At 40.5% G+C, this 15283-nt stretch carries 18 protein-coding genes and 1 pseudogene; 15 read left to right on the top strand and 4 right to left on the bottom strand.

Going from position 1 to position 15283, the window contains the following annotated elements:
- Nucleotides 1-22 precede the first annotated feature (22 nt).
- The 8 genes and pseudogenes from fliN (at nt 23) to PHN32_06110 (ending at nt 6010) form a co-directional block, all read left to right on the top strand.
- Nucleotides 23-316: pseudogene (gene fliN, locus PHN32_06145) on the top strand (flagellar motor switch protein FliN).
- A 2-nt stretch (nt 317-318) separates the two neighbouring features.
- A complete protein-coding gene (locus PHN32_06140) occupies nt 319-858 on the top strand; it encodes a flagellar biosynthetic protein FliO (GenBank protein ID MDD3777169.1) in 540 nt (179 codons plus the stop codon).
- Nucleotides 852-1511 carry a flagellar type III secretion system pore protein FliP gene (fliP, locus tag PHN32_06135; GenBank protein MDD3777168.1) on the top strand — a complete coding sequence of 220 codons (660 nt, stop codon included), beginning with the start codon at nt 852-854 and terminating at the stop codon, nt 1509-1511. The genes PHN32_06140 and fliP overlap by 7 nt, the downstream gene beginning before the upstream one ends.
- 8 nt (nt 1512-1519) lie before the next feature.
- Nucleotides 1520-1789 (top strand): flagellar biosynthesis protein FliQ, encoded by a 270-nt coding sequence (fliQ, locus tag PHN32_06130; protein ID MDD3777167.1) that lies wholly within the window; start codon nt 1520-1522, stop codon nt 1787-1789.
- A 7-nt stretch (nt 1790-1796) separates the two neighbouring features.
- On the top strand, nt 1797-2591 hold the full coding sequence (fliR, locus tag PHN32_06125) for a flagellar biosynthetic protein FliR (protein MDD3777166.1): 795 nt from the start codon (nt 1797-1799) through the stop codon (nt 2589-2591).
- Nucleotides 2592-2600: 9 nt separating this feature from the next.
- Nucleotides 2601-3671, top strand: coding sequence for a flagellar biosynthesis protein FlhB (flhB, locus tag PHN32_06120; GenBank protein ID MDD3777165.1), 1071 nt, complete (start codon nt 2601-2603; stop codon nt 3669-3671).
- Nucleotides 3668-5752, top strand: coding sequence for a flagellar biosynthesis protein FlhA (gene flhA, locus PHN32_06115; protein ID MDD3777164.1), 2085 nt, complete (start codon nt 3668-3670; stop codon nt 5750-5752). Before flhB ends, flhA begins: the two co-directional genes overlap by 4 nt.
- Entirely contained in the window at nt 5753-6010 is a 258-nt protein-coding gene (locus PHN32_06110; GenBank protein MDD3777163.1) for a hypothetical protein, read from the top strand. It abuts the gene before it with no gap.
- Here PHN32_06110 and PHN32_06105 read toward each other — a convergent pair.
- Nucleotides 5994-6200 (bottom strand): hypothetical protein, encoded by a 207-nt coding sequence (locus tag PHN32_06105; GenBank protein MDD3777162.1) that lies wholly within the window; start codon nt 6198-6200, stop codon nt 5994-5996. The two genes, PHN32_06110 and PHN32_06105, sit on opposite strands and share 17 nt — an antisense overlap.
- A gap of 206 nt (nt 6201-6406) precedes the next feature.
- Between PHN32_06105 and PHN32_06100 the strand changes: the two genes are divergently transcribed.
- Nucleotides 6407-6685 carry a hypothetical protein gene (locus tag PHN32_06100; protein MDD3777161.1) on the top strand — a complete coding sequence of 93 codons (279 nt, stop codon included), beginning with the start codon at nt 6407-6409 and terminating at the stop codon, nt 6683-6685.
- 69 nt (nt 6686-6754) lie between these two features.
- A complete protein-coding gene (locus PHN32_06095; protein ID MDD3777160.1) occupies nt 6755-6976 on the top strand; it encodes a hypothetical protein in 222 nt (73 codons plus the stop codon).
- A gap of 116 nt (nt 6977-7092) precedes the next feature.
- Here the strand turns inward: PHN32_06095 and PHN32_06090 are convergent, their stop codons facing one another.
- Together PHN32_06090 and PHN32_06085 are read right to left on the bottom strand one after the other, a co-directional pair.
- A complete protein-coding gene (locus tag PHN32_06090) occupies nt 7093-7845 on the bottom strand; it encodes a DUF2087 domain-containing protein (GenBank protein MDD3777159.1) in 753 nt (250 codons plus the stop codon).
- Nucleotides 7846-8028: 183 nt separating this feature from the next.
- The gene (locus tag PHN32_06085) at nt 8029-8334 is read right to left on the bottom strand and encodes a hypothetical protein (protein MDD3777158.1); all 306 of its coding nucleotides are present in this window, start codon (nt 8332-8334) and stop codon (nt 8029-8031) included.
- A gap of 187 nt (nt 8335-8521) precedes the next feature.
- Here PHN32_06085 and PHN32_06080 point away from each other — a divergent pair, with 187 nt between their 5' ends.
- Together PHN32_06080 and PHN32_06075 are read left to right on the top strand one after the other, a co-directional pair.
- Nucleotides 8522-9361, top strand: coding sequence for a sugar phosphate isomerase/epimerase (locus tag PHN32_06080; GenBank protein ID MDD3777157.1), 840 nt, complete (start codon nt 8522-8524; stop codon nt 9359-9361).
- Between the two features lie 93 nt (nt 9362-9454).
- Nucleotides 9455-10285 (top strand): endonuclease VIII, encoded by an 831-nt coding sequence (locus PHN32_06075; protein ID MDD3777156.1) that lies wholly within the window; start codon nt 9455-9457, stop codon nt 10283-10285.
- A gap of 159 nt (nt 10286-10444) precedes the next feature.
- Here the strand turns inward: PHN32_06075 and PHN32_06070 are convergent, their stop codons facing one another.
- Nucleotides 10445-12004: an OmpA family protein gene (locus PHN32_06070; GenBank protein MDD3777155.1), complete on the bottom strand. Its 1560-nt coding sequence runs from the start codon at nt 12002-12004 to the stop codon at nt 10445-10447.
- Between the two features lie 360 nt (nt 12005-12364).
- On the opposite strand from PHN32_06070, the gene PHN32_06065 reads away from it, so the two are divergent.
- The 3 genes from PHN32_06065 to PHN32_06055 form a co-directional block, all read left to right on the top strand.
- Nucleotides 12365-13471, top strand: a complete 1107-nt coding sequence (locus PHN32_06065) for a radical SAM protein (protein MDD3777154.1) — start codon at nt 12365-12367, stop codon at nt 13469-13471.
- A gap of 293 nt (nt 13472-13764) precedes the next feature.
- On the top strand, nt 13765-14673 hold the full coding sequence (locus tag PHN32_06060) for an ABC transporter ATP-binding protein (GenBank protein ID MDD3777153.1): 909 nt from the start codon (nt 13765-13767) through the stop codon (nt 14671-14673).
- Nucleotides 14674-14677: 4 nt separating this feature from the next.
- Nucleotides 14678-15283: ABC transporter permease (locus tag PHN32_06055; GenBank protein MDD3777152.1), on the top strand; the 606-nt coding region annotated here is incomplete at its 3' end.

Genomic DNA, 15283 nt, shown 5'->3' with positions numbered 1-15283 from the left:
CGGCCAGGAAAAAGTAAATAAGGTAGAGTTTCAAGATTTTCAGGAGGCCAAAAAAATAAAGGGAAGCAATTCCATAGAGTTCTTAAATGATATTCCATTAAAGGTAGTGGTAGAGCTGGGCAGGACAGTGCTAAAGATAAATGAACTAATGGAACTGGGGGTGGGATCAATAATCGAGCTGGATAAGCTGTCCGGCGATCCAATGGATATAAGGGTAAACGGAAAATTAATTGCCAGGGGAGAGGTAGTAGTTATCGATGAAGATTTTGGGGTGAGGATAACGGAAATAATGGCTGATTACAAAGTAGGGCAGTAGGGATGTTAAAAATACCGCAAAATAATTTATTGCATAACTCCAAGTGGCTTAAGATGGGAATGGTAGGATTGGGATTATTGGTGGTAGCAGTAATAGCTTTTTCCAGCTGGGCCAACCGTGGCAGCGGGATCGGCCCCAGCGCCGAACCAGCAGCGGTTAGCGGCGGAGATTTGGCCATAAAGGTATTGGTAAGCCTAATAATCATTTCGGCTTTAATCTATATCACTGTTTATGGTTTAAGGGTTATATACCGTAAAAAGAATAGTACCGGCGCTATTTTATCAAAAAAAAGCAGGATTATTCATGTGTTGGAAACAGTTGACCTTGATGCTGGCCATAAGCTCCATGTAGTTAAAATAGGGGATAAGAACCTGATGATAGGTGTTTCTGAACACCAAGTCAATCTCATTGCTGAACTTGATGCTGAAACATGCAATTGTATTTCAGAACAGGATTCCCGGGCATCTGATACCGGTAAGCAAGAAAGCTTTAGATCCATTATTATAAATCATTTCAACCAAATAAAGGGTAAAAAATGTTAGATATTTTAAACCAGACCGCTACCGGTGCCGGCCAGAACTGGCTGCAGATTTTAGTGCTGCTAACTGTTTTAGCCCTAATACCTACCATACTGATAATGACCACTTCCTTTACCCGTATCGTGATCATCTTTTCCTTCATCAGGAATGCTATGGGCACTCAACAGATGCCGCCCAATCAGGTAATAATTGGAATTGCCTTGTTTCTGACTATTTTTATTATGTCCCCTACTTTTTCCCAGATCAACCAAGAAGCAATACAGCCGTATCTAGACCAGCAAATATCCCAGCAGGAAGCTTTTGAAAAAGCTGAGCAGCCCATGCGCCAGTTTATGCTAAAGCAAACCAGGGAAAAAGATCTTAGTTTATTTGTTAACCTGTCCAAACAGGAGAAACCAAAGAATCCGGATGAAGTTCCTTTAAATGTGTTGATTCCTGCTTTTATTATTAGCGAGCTCAGGATTGCATTCCAAATTGGTTTTCTCATATATATACCTTTCCTTATGATCGACTTTATAGTGGCTTCAGTACTTATGTCTATGGGAATGATGATGGTTCCCCCGGTCATGATTTCATTACCTTTTAAGGTGCTGCTGTTTGTGATGGTGGACGGCTGGTACCTTATTACCAGTTCAGTGGTAAAAACATTTGGTTAGGAGGGCAATTGAACCAGGAATTTATAATATATATCTCTACCAGGATGCTCTGGGTCATAGCTAAGGTAGCAGGGCCTATTCTTATAGTCAGTTTACTGGTAGGGCTTATTATTGCTATTTTCCAGGCAGCAACCCAGATACAGGAGATGACCTTGACCTTTATTCCTAAAATTGTGGCTGCGGCCATAATTATATTAATCCTGGGTTCCTGGATGGGATCCCAGATTATAGGTTTTACGATGGAACTTTTTAGCAGTATCCCATCGATTATTAAGTGAGCAGGAAATGACAGGCAGCTTTCAATTTTTAAATTTAGTATCAGCCAATATTTTGCCTTTTATAATGGTAGTAACCAGGTTAGGCACTATAATATTTACCATCCCCCCTTTCAGGAATAATAATATCGCCCCTAGTGTGAAGGCTATGTTTACCCTGGCTTTTAGTATGCTGATATTTCCTGTAGTGGGAATCGAATTAGATCTTATGGACTTAAATTATTTGGAGATTTTTATGTTCCTGGCCTCCGAATTCCTGTTGGGCCTGGTTATAAGCTTTATAGTAACTATTATCTTTGCTGCAGTACAGCTGGCAGGAAGAATTGTAGATTTAAACAGCGGTTTTGGTTTCTCCAATATAGTGGATCCAGTGACCCAGGATACGGTAACTATTACCTCACAGTACTATACCGTTCTTTCCACTACGCTGTTTTTTGTAATGGGAGGCCACCGGCTGCTTATACAGGCAGCTGCTGACAGCTATCGTTTAATATCCCTGGGCAGCTATATATTCAGTGCTGAGGCTTTTCAGGTACTAGCAAGGTCCTTTGGGGATATATTTATTATTGGTTTTAAAATATCGGCACCCATAATGGCTGCCCTTTTTTTAACCGAGGTGGCCTTAGCCATACTATCCAGGGCAATACCCCAGATAAGGGTGTTTATTATAGGGTTTCCGCTAAAGATATCAGTTACCTTTTTGATATTGGCCTTAACCCTTATCAATACCGTACCTTATCTGCAGGGTTTGTTTGAAGACAGTTTTGTAAATGTAAAAAGTTTTTTGCTATTGTTTAAAGCATAACCAAGTAATATGGACCAAGAAAACAGAACCGAAAAAGCATCTGAAAAAAAGAGGAGAGATGAAAGGAGAAAGGGCAATGTTGCCAAATCTACGGAATTAAACTCCTCCCTTATACTTTTGGCCGCATTTTTGCTGTTTAGTTTTTTATCAGTGGGAATGCTAAACCAGATAGTTAATTTTATGGTCCAGGCATTTACTTTTTTCCCTGCAGGAAATATCAATATGGCTTACCTTGATGATATGTTTAGGCAGGCAGGCATGGTTTATGTTAAGACAGCCGGGCCTTTTCTTCTTTGTTCAGCGGTAGTGGGGCTGGCGGTAAGCATACTGCAGGTAAGGTTTGTTTTTTCTTTTGAATACTTTAAGCAGGCAGGTATGAGGCTTAATCCCATTAGCGGCTTTAAGAGATTCTTTATGCCCGAAGCCTGGATAGCTCTTTTAAAAAACTTGCTTAAGGCAGCTATTATCGGTTTTGTTTTATATAAGCTGCTGCAGGTAAATTTTAGCGAGATAATGCTGTTTACAGGAAGAGATGCCGCGTATGTGGCCAACAAAGCAATTAATTTTATGTACCAGCTGGGAAGCAGGGTAGCCTTAATTATGCTCATAATAGCTGTTTTTGATTACCTGTGGCAGAAGTTCAGGTATGAGAAAAAAATTATGATGACCAAGTATGAAGTTAAAATGGAACATAAGCAGCAGGAAGGCGATCCATTATTTAAGTCGCGGAGAAGGTCAAAACATATGCAGATGGCCAGGCTGAGGATGATGAAGGATGTTCCAGGAGCAGATGTAGTAGTAACTAATCCTACCATGTATGCAGTAGCCCTAAAATACAAAACTGAATTTAATGCCCCCCAAGTTGTAGCCAAGGGTATACGCCTGATTGCCAAGAGAATTAAGGATATTGCCCACAGCCACCAGGTTCCGGTGGTAGAAAACGTAATGGTAGCCCAAACTGTATATAAGAATTGTGAAGTAGGCCAGGAAATACCACCGGATTTGTATAAGGCAGTGGCAGAAATTTTGGCTTATGTTTATAAGATGAATGATAATTATAGCCAGGTAGGTTTAATGTGAAAAATATAACACAGGTTCTGGTCAAGAACACTGATGTCTTGGTTACCATATTGATTGTTTCTGTCATCCTGATGATGATAGTACCCATCCCGGCAGTACTGATGGATGGGCTGCTAGGCTTAAATATTGCATTAAGCCTTACCATTTTTTTGGTGTGCATATACACCCTAAAACCCCTGGATTTTTCTATTTTTCCCTCATTGCTGCTGGTAGCTACCATGTTCAGGTTGTCCCTAAATATTTCTACCACCAGATTAATACTTCTAAATGGCTATGCAGGCAAGGTGATAAATGCCTTTGGCAGTTTTGTAGTAGGCGGAAACTTCATAGTGGGCTTTGTTATCTTCCTTATCCTGGTAATAGTTAATTTTGTAGTTATCACCCAGGGGGCTAACCGGGTGGCAGAAGTGGCAGCCAGGTTTACCCTGGATGCCTTACCGGGTAAACAGATGTCCATAGATGCAGACCTGAATGCCGGCATCATAACTGAGGAGGAGGCCAAGCTGGCCAGGAAAGAGATAGCTTCCCAGGCTGATTTTTACGGAGCCATGGACGGAGCTTCAAAATTTGTTAAAGGTGATGCTATAGCCGGTGTCATTATTGTGGTTATCAACCTTTTGGGAGGTTTGGCCATAGGAATTATACAAAAGGGCATGGATTTTAACCAGGCTCTACGCACCTACAGCCTGCTAACTATAGGAGACGGCTTAATTTCCCAGATACCGGCACTGCTGATATCTATTGCCACCGGCCTTATAGTTACCAGGGCCACCTCCGACAGCAATTTGAGCCAACAAATATCGCTGCAGTTTTTAGCCCAGCCCAAAGCTATAGGTATCGCGGCTGGAATAATATTTATGGTGGGGTTTTTGCCGGGTATGCCCAAAGCTGCTTTTTTTATCCTGGGGGCAATATTGGGAACGGTAGCCTATTTCCAGGCCAGGAAAATGAAAAGGCAGAAACAGGAAAGGATGATGATAGAAGAAGACCTAAAAAGGGAAGAGCTGGAGAAGTCTTCTGATGAGATAGATCAAGTCCTTTATTTGGACCTGATAGAAGTGGAACTGGGATATAATCTTATCAGCTTAGTGGAATCAGCAGAATATGGAAACCTTTCCCACCGCATTGAACTGATAAAAAAACAGATAACCCAGGAAACAGGATTTATCGTGCCTCCTATTAGAATTAGGGACAATATGCAGTTGGATGATAATGGTTACAGTATAAAGATTAAAGGTATATCGGTAGCTGAAAACAAATTATTTGTTGATAAATTAATGGTGCTCAATCCTGCCAATGATGGTTTTGATATAAAAGGAATAGATGCCCGGGAACCGGTTTTTGGCCTGGAGGCAAGATGGCTGGAATCAAAAGACAAATCCCTGGCAGAAGAAAAGGAATATACCATCATTGATCCGGTAACGGTATTGGTGACCCATCTAACCGAAGTTATAAAGGAAAACGCCGGTGAGATTTTTGGTATAGCAGATGTGAAGAAATTGCTGGACAAGCTGTCTAAATATAACCCGGTGGTGGTGGAGGAAGTAATTCCCAAAAAAATGGAGCTAAGTGATCTGCACCAGATTCTGAGCAATTTGCTAAAAGAAAGAATTCCCATAAAAGACCTTACTACTATATTAGAAACACTGCTTACCAGGTCCAAACTTACCAAGAATATCGATCTTCTTACTGAATATGTGAGGCAGGGATTAGCCCGCTCTATTACCGATATGTACCAGAATCCGCCGGGAGTGCTGTCGGTTATAGTTATAGATCCGGATATTGAGCAGAGAATAATGGATTCCCTTAAACAGGATGAGCATAGCATTAGGTCAGTACTTGATCCGGAAACAGTGACCAATATCATGAATGAAATAAGAGAGGAAGCAAAAAGGGTATCTTTGCAGGGATATACCCCCATAGTTTTGTGTTTGGCTCCAGTAAGGCTTCACTTGGCGCAAATAGCAGAAAGGATCAAATCCAATATTGTCGTGCTCTCTTACGAAGAAATAACCCAGGAAGCCAAAATAGAGCCTATTGGCATGATTAGGTTAAGGTTAAAGCAAAACCAAGGCAGATAGATGAATCAAAAGGTTGACCAGGAAAAGGAGCAAAAAAGTAATAGCCCCAATAATGGAAAACATCCCTTAAATAGAAGTCAGGGCTATACTTTCCGCCTGCATTGGGTGCTAGTATTAGCAGCAGTATTATTAGTAGGGATAATTAGTTACAGCAACCAGGTTTCCATTTATGAGTCAATGAGAAGAAGTTTCTATGCCGGAGCGGTCTTTTGGGTTATAGCAGAGATTATTGATTATCTAATCAGGAAAAAAGATTAAACTGAACATTGTCATTCTTCAGCATTTCCTTGGCCATGGCCAGCATTATTTTTTCCTTTTCCTTATGGGTATAAAACTTAATTTCACCTATCAGCTTATTGTATTTGGAGATATATACCTTTTTCCCCCGGTATTGGTCTATATATTGGCTTAGATTATTTCTCAGCTCTCTAATATCTTTAGTAATCATTTCTTTTTGTCCTGAAGTTCCTTCTATTATTATAATCGACTCCTGGCTTAAAAAACTAAAATGTCCGATTTACCGGCAGGTAAAAATTTATTTAAATCCAAAAGTAAATTTTCGCTAAATTGACAAACCAGAAAAATTACCTATCATAGTTTTTGCTTCCTAAATTAGGACCTGTCAACAGAAGCATTAAATAATGAGAGCATGATATGATAGAAAGTAGAAAAGAAAATATTATAAGCCTTATAAATTCAGGCCAGTTGAAGCAAGCTGAAACCATGCTTAACGAAAACCTTATGGATGATATTAAGGATACGGAAAGTTACGAGCTTTTAGTGGAAGTATATAAAAAATTAGATGACTACCATTCTCTAATCAAGGTTTTAAATAAAGCAATAAAGCATTCAAGCCAGAAGCAGTGGTTTAAGGATATCAAGAAATGTTTTGTCCTGGAAGAAATTTCTAAAGACTTGCATGATTTAGATTGATAGGTAGGATTTTTCAAATCTTAAATATACTATTTGCTGTTTTAACTAAAATTCTGGAAGGAGGCAGCAATGTCTTGTTACTTCAGGCATATGAAAGATGTTTTTTTAGAGCTAAACCTGGAAATTGATGCCGGCAATAAAAAGGAAATAGACCGGGCCATACATGAATTGGTAGGGGTGGAGTATAAAGACTGCTCCCAGGTCTGGAAAAATTTAAAGCCGATACTAAAATCAGAGGATAAATCACCAAGGAAAGATTTTATTTTGCGGCTCAGCCAAAAGCTCAAATAAACAGTTTATCGGAGATATACCCAGTCCATTTAGCGATATAAATCAAAATATTCTGCCGGTTTACAGTTTTAATTTTTTAATTTTTGGCAGCCCAACCACCTTAGCCCCAGCTATAGTTATTTTAACCAATAACGGCTGCCATCCGCTTTTCTTTCCAGAAAACCGTATTCTATCAGGTACCTTCTGATTAGCACATAATCATCATGGACTGGCTTTAGGATTTCATTTACTTCTTTTTCGGTGTAAAAAGTGCCCCTGGTAAATCTTTGGGCAATTTCAGAAACAATAATTAACCTTATTTTCTCCTTGGGAGGGAAATTCTTAATTTTGCCGCCTGTCCCCTGGGGAAAATATTTTTCTATTATCTTCTGTTTTTCAGGTAAAGTAACATTATAACGGTCATCCACCATTTTTGAGGTTTTACTTACCCCTATGAACTGGTCCAGCTGGTCGTCTTTTTGTTTAAGCAATTCCATCATGGTTAAAAATACTTTGGATTGCCGTTCTTTTTCCTTAAAATTAAAACGGTGGTTCCTGATGGTAGAGCTGGCGCCTATACCGGTTAATTCTTGAATTTCAGCATCAGTTTTTTCCTGGTAGAACAGTTTAAGCAAGGTTTTTTGATGGTCGGATAAACCGGTTAGTTTTTTATCCAACCCTATCAAGAAATCAAACACTGAAGTATGGGCTTCTTTTATATGCAGGCGCATATAGCTTTTAGCTTCCAATAAAACCCCCTGGTGGGGATATATTATTCCTTTGGCTATGATATGGCCGCAGAGCAGGCACTCATAATTGTCCCTATTGTGGCGGAAGCCCCTTTTTAGATCTTGAATCGATGCATTCCAAAATGTTTCGTCTATTTCCATAATTAAACATTTCCTTTTAATGTTATAAATATAGTAGACATAATAGCATAATGTTTATTGTAATACCATGAGAAATATAATAATTTTAATTAGAGGCTCTTCATTCCATAGCGTGACAAGCCGGGGTGCAAAAATTTCTGATTGTTGCCAAACCCTAACCCCCAGGCAGAGGGAGCAGGAAAGCTATACCATCAATACCAGGGTAAGTGCCGCAACGGGGAGATAGGCTATAGTGACCGCAATGTTAAATACCCAGGCTATCCAGGCTTTCCCTTCCCCCAACTTTATAAAAAAAGTGTTTATGGCTACTGTTCCTACTATTCCCAGGCAGGCAGCTATTATGGATGACAATAAATAAGGCAGGGGGCTGGTAGCTCCCGGCTCCAGGGCTATCCGCAAATAGAAGAGGAATAAGGAGATAGATAAAAGCAGCAGCAGCCAGCAAAATGGAGACAGTATAATTAAAGTAATAAGAAGTTTTCTATTCATATTTTTTAGCCAAATGAAAAAACATAAGCCTTATTGTAATAGGCCTTAAAAAGTGTAATAATTTTTTATAAGTGCCAATCATTACCGCAGACTGGCTTACCGAACTCAGTGCAAACGAACACCAGAATTAACTAAATGTGCAAAAACATATCAGATAAATAATATCAATAAATAAAAGGAGGGGCAAATGATTAGGCTAGGGATGCACACTGACAACTGGCGCAGCATTAGTGGAAGTTTTGCTGATGCGGTGGAATCGGCGGTCAAATACAATCTCGACCACATTGAATTCGGGGTTATCGACGGACAGTATTTCATTCAGGCCATGGGGTATGAACCAGGCATTTCATTAAAATCAAATCCTTTGGAAATAAGAAGGATATGTGAATCCAATAACTTGAGGATTTCGCAGATAGATGGCTCATATCCTATTATGGGTTTTGACGGAGCAGTATTTGGAGTGCAGTATGTGCAGCAGTCCATAAGGTTTGCCAGTGATTTAGGCTGCCCCAAAGTAGATACTACCGATAGCGGGAAAGAGTTTGATATACCCAGGGAGGAAGTTCTGCAGCAGGCAATACGCAATTATACTGAGTGCCTTAAATGGGCCCAAGATTACAAAATAATTATAAATGTAGAGCCCCACGGCCCTTATACCGGAGACTTGGACTTTATGCATAAGCTTTTTTCCCATTTTGAGTCTGAATATTTAGGTTTCAATATGGATACCGGTAATACCTTTATTCAGGGCAATGATCCTTTGGAATTTTTAAAGTCAATGAGAAAATATGTTACCCATGTACATATAAAAGACGTCAGCAAGGAGCTGGCTGCTGCCCTTAGGGGAGAAGAGACCGGAATAGCCTGCAGCGAAGTGGGAATAGGGGAAGGTGTAAACGCGGATAATATCAGGAAATGCCTGGAATATCTTAAGGAAACTGACTGGGATGGAGATATCTCCATAGAGTGTTCAGGCCTGGATGATAAGATAGCTTCCAGTGTCAAGTTTCTAAGGGAAATTATCTAGGCCAGCGGCCAGGAGACGTAAATTATTTTAAACTAAAGGCTTAAAGGCGGAAACTGGTACCAATACCGGTTATAAGGGTAGGAGCAGGAAAAGATGATAGAATATCCGGAAGCAGTAGTACTGGCCAGGCAGCTTAATGAAACAGTCACTGGTAAGTTAATCCAAAAGGTAATAGCTGCCCAAAATCCCCACAAGTTTGCCTGGTACAATGGATTGCCGGAAAATTACCCAGCTATGCTGGAAGGCAAAAAAATAGGAAAAGCCAGGTCTTTTGGCAGCTGGGTGGAGCTGAAGGCAGAAGAAGCCACCATGGCTTTCTGCGAGGGGGTTAAGCTGAGTTTTTACCCGGCAGGCAAAAAACGCCCTTTAAAGCATCAGCTGCTGGTGGAGTTTGAAGATGGGGCTGCCCTCTGTGCTACAATCCAGATGTATGGGGGCCTATATTGTTTTTATGGAGAGGATTTTGACAATAAATACTATAGCCAGGCCAGGCAGAAGCCAGGCCCTTTATCCCCGGAGTTTGACCTGGGCTATTTCTTAAAACTGGCTACCCAGAATGGCGCTGATAAGTTGAGCGCCAAAGCCTTTCTGGCTACCAACCAGAGAATCCCTGGATTGGGCAATGGAGTATTGCAGGATATATTACTTAATGCCAAAATACACCCCAAAAGGAAGATAAGTACCCTGAGCCAGGATGAATTCCACCACCTTTTTAACTGTATTAAAAATACCCTGGCTTTAATGGTGGGTAGGGGAGGCAGGGATACAGGGCAAGATTTATTTGGTACTGCTGGAGGATACAATACCAAAGCCAGCAAGAAGACGGCGGGTAAGCCCTGTTGCCAATGCGGTTCTCCAATTTCCAAGGAATCTTATATGGGGGGCAGTATATATTACTGCCAGGTCTGCCAGCCCAAAGTTTAGGGCATTAAAAATAGAGGTTCCAGTTTTGGATAGTTAAAGGTTTTAAGCCAGTCCCTAGCTATTATTAGGCTAATCTTGAAGCTGGTAATAAAGAGGATGAAGTTACAGCTGTTTGGCCTTATTGGTGCAGTCCAAACAGCTGTAACTGATTAATAACTTCTAGCTGGATACTTCTGTCTCTATTTCTACTCTCCGGTTTATCTTTCCAGCTTCTTCCCTGAATGTTCCTTCAGCATCAACATCCTGTACCTTGAGCTCGGTATCACCCTTGCCGTCAACGGTAAACTCCCAGCCGTCAGCGCCATTGTCTTCAGCCCATTTTTCAAACCATTCCTTTACTGCCGTAGCTCTGTCCAGAGATAGTTGAAGATTAGAAGCAGCGTCCCCTCTGCTGTCAGTATGTCCAATAAAGGTTATCTTTGCTGCAGGCAAGGCTGAATAAAGTCCAGATGCAAATTCTTCCAGCACTTGGTCAGAGCCCGCTTTTAGTTCTGAGCTTCCGGTATCAAAGAGTACATCGCTAGGTAGAGGCGGTGGCTCTTTCATATCTATTTCAGGCTCTGGTAAAGGATCTGCCCCTGGAAAGCGCCACATCTCCAACGGTCCGTCATTGCGAACTACCGCCAGGTGGCCCCCATCAGGGGTAAATGCTAAAGCTTTGGTGCCGTCAGTATTTTCCTCCAGGGTTTGGTCCAGGGTATATAGAAGGGTTTTATTGTTAACATCCCATATAGTAGTTTCCTGATACAGGGAGCCTACGGCCAGCAGGCTTCCATCAGGGGAAAAAGCTATTTCGTTTATTCTTTCCTCAAAAGGAAATTCCGCAATGACTTCCCCTCCTTCGACATTCCATAGCGTTATTTTGTGGTCCCAGTCTACTTGTGTATAACCTGCCATAATATTTCCGTCTGGAGAAAATTTAAATGGGCTTTTGGTGCTTCCTGCTAAAATTTCAAGCTCTATTTCCTGTACTATTTCCTCGGTTTCCAAATCCCAGATATAGACGGTTCCCGGGTCGGTCCAAATAAGGCCGGCCAAAAGGTTTCCGGAGGGATGGTAGTCAATTGATCGAACCATATCAACTTCCGGTGGTTCCAGCTCCATAATTTGTTCACCGTTTTCCATGTCCCATACCCATAATTGTCCGTTACGGTTTCCGGTGGCAACATGTTTTCCGTCAGGAGAAAATGACAGCCTGTTGTCGTAACCGCCATGAAGATTGATAATCTCCTGGCCATCTTCCATATCAATTAAGGATACACCGCCCAGAGCCACACCAATACCCAGAATAGACCCATCGGGGGAGAAACCAATATCGTCTACTGAGTGGTTATGTGAAGCATTGACGTTGATAAGCGAGCCATCATACAGCAGGTGCGTATAGGTAGTTAGATAGGCGCCTACTACCAATATTTCATTATTGGGGGAAGCAGCCACACAATTAAGCTTAAAATCAAGATCTTCATGCTCAAAGCTCCATAGCAGCTCCGGGTTTCCAGGCTCAGTGGTTACCTCTTCTTCAACTGGCTCTTCTGCCGCCTCTTCTTCTAACACCGTTTCCTCTTCGGTCATCGGCTCTTCCTCTGCTGCCGGTTCCGGTTCTGGTGCCGGAGCTTCTACTGGGGGCTCAGGTTCGGATTGGCAGCCAGTGGCCAGGCCGAAGCTTACCAACAGGGCAATGGTGGCTATAATGGTAGTAATAAGTTTTAGTTTGTTCATAGTTATTCACCTGTCTTTTTTATAATAGATGAGCAAAATAACAAAAAATGATTTATAAGCTAAATATTTAATTTCAGTAGTTGCTAAAATAGTATAGTTGGTCTTAAGTAAGAAATATTGTTGTAAAAACCTCTTAGAGTTAGAGTAGCTCTTAGTGGATGTTATCTTTAAGATTTACTGCTTAACTTATTTGGTTTTCAAAGAACTTGTCTTTGATAACAAGTGACTTGAAGTATAGCATTTAATGCAGGTAAAGAAAACAGGCAAAGGCCAGTGTATTTTTTGGTTGCTGCTATTTTGGTTAAAGCCAAATTTATTTATAATTAAAGTTAATGATCTTTATAAAAAGGGAGTAAAAATATGGGGACAACTAAAAAAAACAAGATATATATTGATATAATGGGTCAATCACTTAAAAAATTTTTTAGGGATGCCTTGCGAATTTCATTATCTAATCCCTCCCAAACCGGTTTTTTCCTAAAAACCCTGTGGCATCAAAAGAAAGCCTCCCGCACCAGGCTTAAGTGGGAGAAGCAGAAAATCCATGTTCCCCCCATAATGGTTTACAGTATTACGGACAGGTGCAATTTGCATTGCAAGGGCTGCTATAACCAGAGCTTGAGAAATTCCGGGTCAGAAGAGCTGGACCAGGACAAAATGAAAGGGGTTATTTCGGAAGCAAAAGAGCTGGGTATATCATTTATAGTATTAGCAGGCGGCGAACCTTTAGTCCGGCCAGAAATATTGGAAATAACCGCTGGCTTTCCAGAAATAATATTCTTGCTTTTTACCAATGGCCTGCTTTTGGAAGGAGATATATTTAATAAATTCAGCCGCCAGAAAAATGTCATCCCCATTATCAGCCTGGAGGGTTACCGCCAGGAAACCGATGAACGCCGTGGCGAGGGGGTATACGAGATTATGCAAAAGATAATAAAGAAATTAAGAAACCGAAAAGCCTTTTTTGGGGCATCACTAACTGTTACCAGGCAGAATTTTGACACTATTATCAATCACCGGTTTATAGAGGGCATGGTAAAACTTGGTTGCCGGGTTTTCTTTTTGCCGGAGTATACGGCTATTAGGGGAGGCACTGAAGATTGGGTCCCCACCCAGGGACAAAGGGCAACAATTCCAGAAATAATGAATGCTTTCCGTAACCAGTTCCCGGCTATATTTATTGCCCTGCCCAGCGATGAAGAGGAGTTTGGAGGATGCTTATCTGCGGGAAGGGGTTTTATACATGTAAGTGCTGAAGGTAATGTGGAGCCTTGCCCCTTTGCGCCATATTCAGATACCAATTTAAAGCAGTCTACATTAAAGGATTCCCTGCAGTCTGAACTATTAAGGGCTATCAGGGAAAACCATGACCAGCTGCATGAAGCTGAAGGCGGTTGTGCCCTGTGGGCTAAACGCGAATGGGTGCAATCCTTGCTAAATGATAACCGGGCTTCAGCCGGAAATTAGTTTTACCCAAAATAATTTATGACCGGCAAACACAATGAATATTAAACTTTGACAGCAAGATGCACCATGCCTGCCCCAAAGATTTTGATGTAAATAGCAGGGAGAAGCGATGTAAACCATAATGTGCTGGTTCTATCTTTTTTTGATTTTCATTATAAAATCCTGGGGCCGGTTACTTGAAAGATATGCAAAAATTTGGAAAAATAGGAATGTTTGAAATGTTTAGCATAATTGTTATTTTTAGTTATTAATAATTAATAGCAGCTTCCTTTAAGCAGTTATGGGAGATACTGGTGATTAAAGCAATCAATTGCAGCAAAGTAATTGGAACTAAAAAAATTTTAGATAATATCAATTTTGAAGTTAGAAAAGGCAATATCTTTGGCTATTTAGGGCCAAATGGTGCTGGAAAAACTACTACCATCAGGATTGCTATGGGCTTAATGAAGCCCAGTGGCGGAAGCCTGCATATTTTTGGCAGCGATATTGGCAATAATGGCCATTTAAGGCAGAGGGTCGGGATACTAACCGAAAACAGCGGCTTATATGGCAACTTAAGCGCAATTGATAATTTAAAATATTTTGGGCTGCTGTACTCAGTGAAAAATATTGAAGAAAAGGCAGGAAATTTAATTAAATTAGTGGGGCTTTCCGAGTATACCCATCAAAAGGCAGGGACTTTTTCTACTGGCATGAAAAGGAAACTGTCATTAGCCAAGTCAATAATAAATGATCCTGAAGTACTTTTTTTGGATGAGCCAACAGCCGGACTGGATCCTGAATCACAAAAGCTGGTAAGGGAACTTATCCTGGATCTGGCTGTAAATAGGAAAATTACTATATTTTTGACCTCACATAACCTGGACGAGGTGCAAAGGATTTGTACCCATATATGTATTTTGAATAGGGGAAAGGTGGTTGTAAATGATAGCCTTAATAATCTGCAGGCCAAGTACAGCAAGCCTGCTTTTGGTATAAAATTAAGCTCCCGGGAATTGGCAAAAAAATCTTCTGAAATAATAATGGAAGCAAATATGGCCTCTAAGGTGGAAATAATTGAAGATAGCATAAATATTATAGATGCAAAAGTAGGGACTAATAAGCTAATAAGGGTATTGGTTGAAAATGATATCGAAGTAATAGAAGCAGCCAGGCTTAGTAGTTCGCTTGAGGATATTTATTTAAACATAATCAACAAATAATCTAATGGAAAAATTAAATATAATTTCAGTAGTAGTAAAAAAAGAGGTAAAGGAGATCTCGTCCAGCAGAAGGTCGCTTATAGTGTCAGCAGTCTTTGCTGGATGGTTTGGCTTCATGTTTTCTTCAAACATGGTGCAAGCAGGCATTTCTTTAGACCTGGGCCTATATGTGCTCAGCCTTACATTGGCTGCTTTTATAAGTTTTGTTCTTTCCGCACAGATATTTTTAAGGGAAAAATTTAACAATACCATCATAGACCTGCTGTGTACTCCTTTAGATTTAAGGGAAATTTTGATTGGTAAAGTTCTGGGGGTTTTTATTTTTGCCTATGGGTTTAGCCTCTTGAGTGTAGTGCTAATGCTTTTTGCCAGATATCAGCAAAGCGGATATTTTTCTTTTCCATCCCTGCCCTTAATATTCCACATATTTATAAATGTTCCCCTGTTTATAATTTTTGCTATTAGCTTAAACGGGCTTATACAGCTTATGCTGGGAATAAAGGAAAATAGGATTGCCTATTTTATTACTTATTTCATTGTTTTTTTAGCAATGTTTCTAGTTACCAGGTTTATAGATAAAAGCTTTAAGATAAGCTGGCCTATCATATCA

It is taken from the genome of Actinomycetota bacterium (assembly GCA_028698215.1).
GTDB lineage: Bacteria > Actinomycetota > Humimicrobiia > Humimicrobiales > Humimicrobiaceae > Halolacustris.
This window is presented reverse-complemented; position numbering and strand designations above follow the sequence as displayed.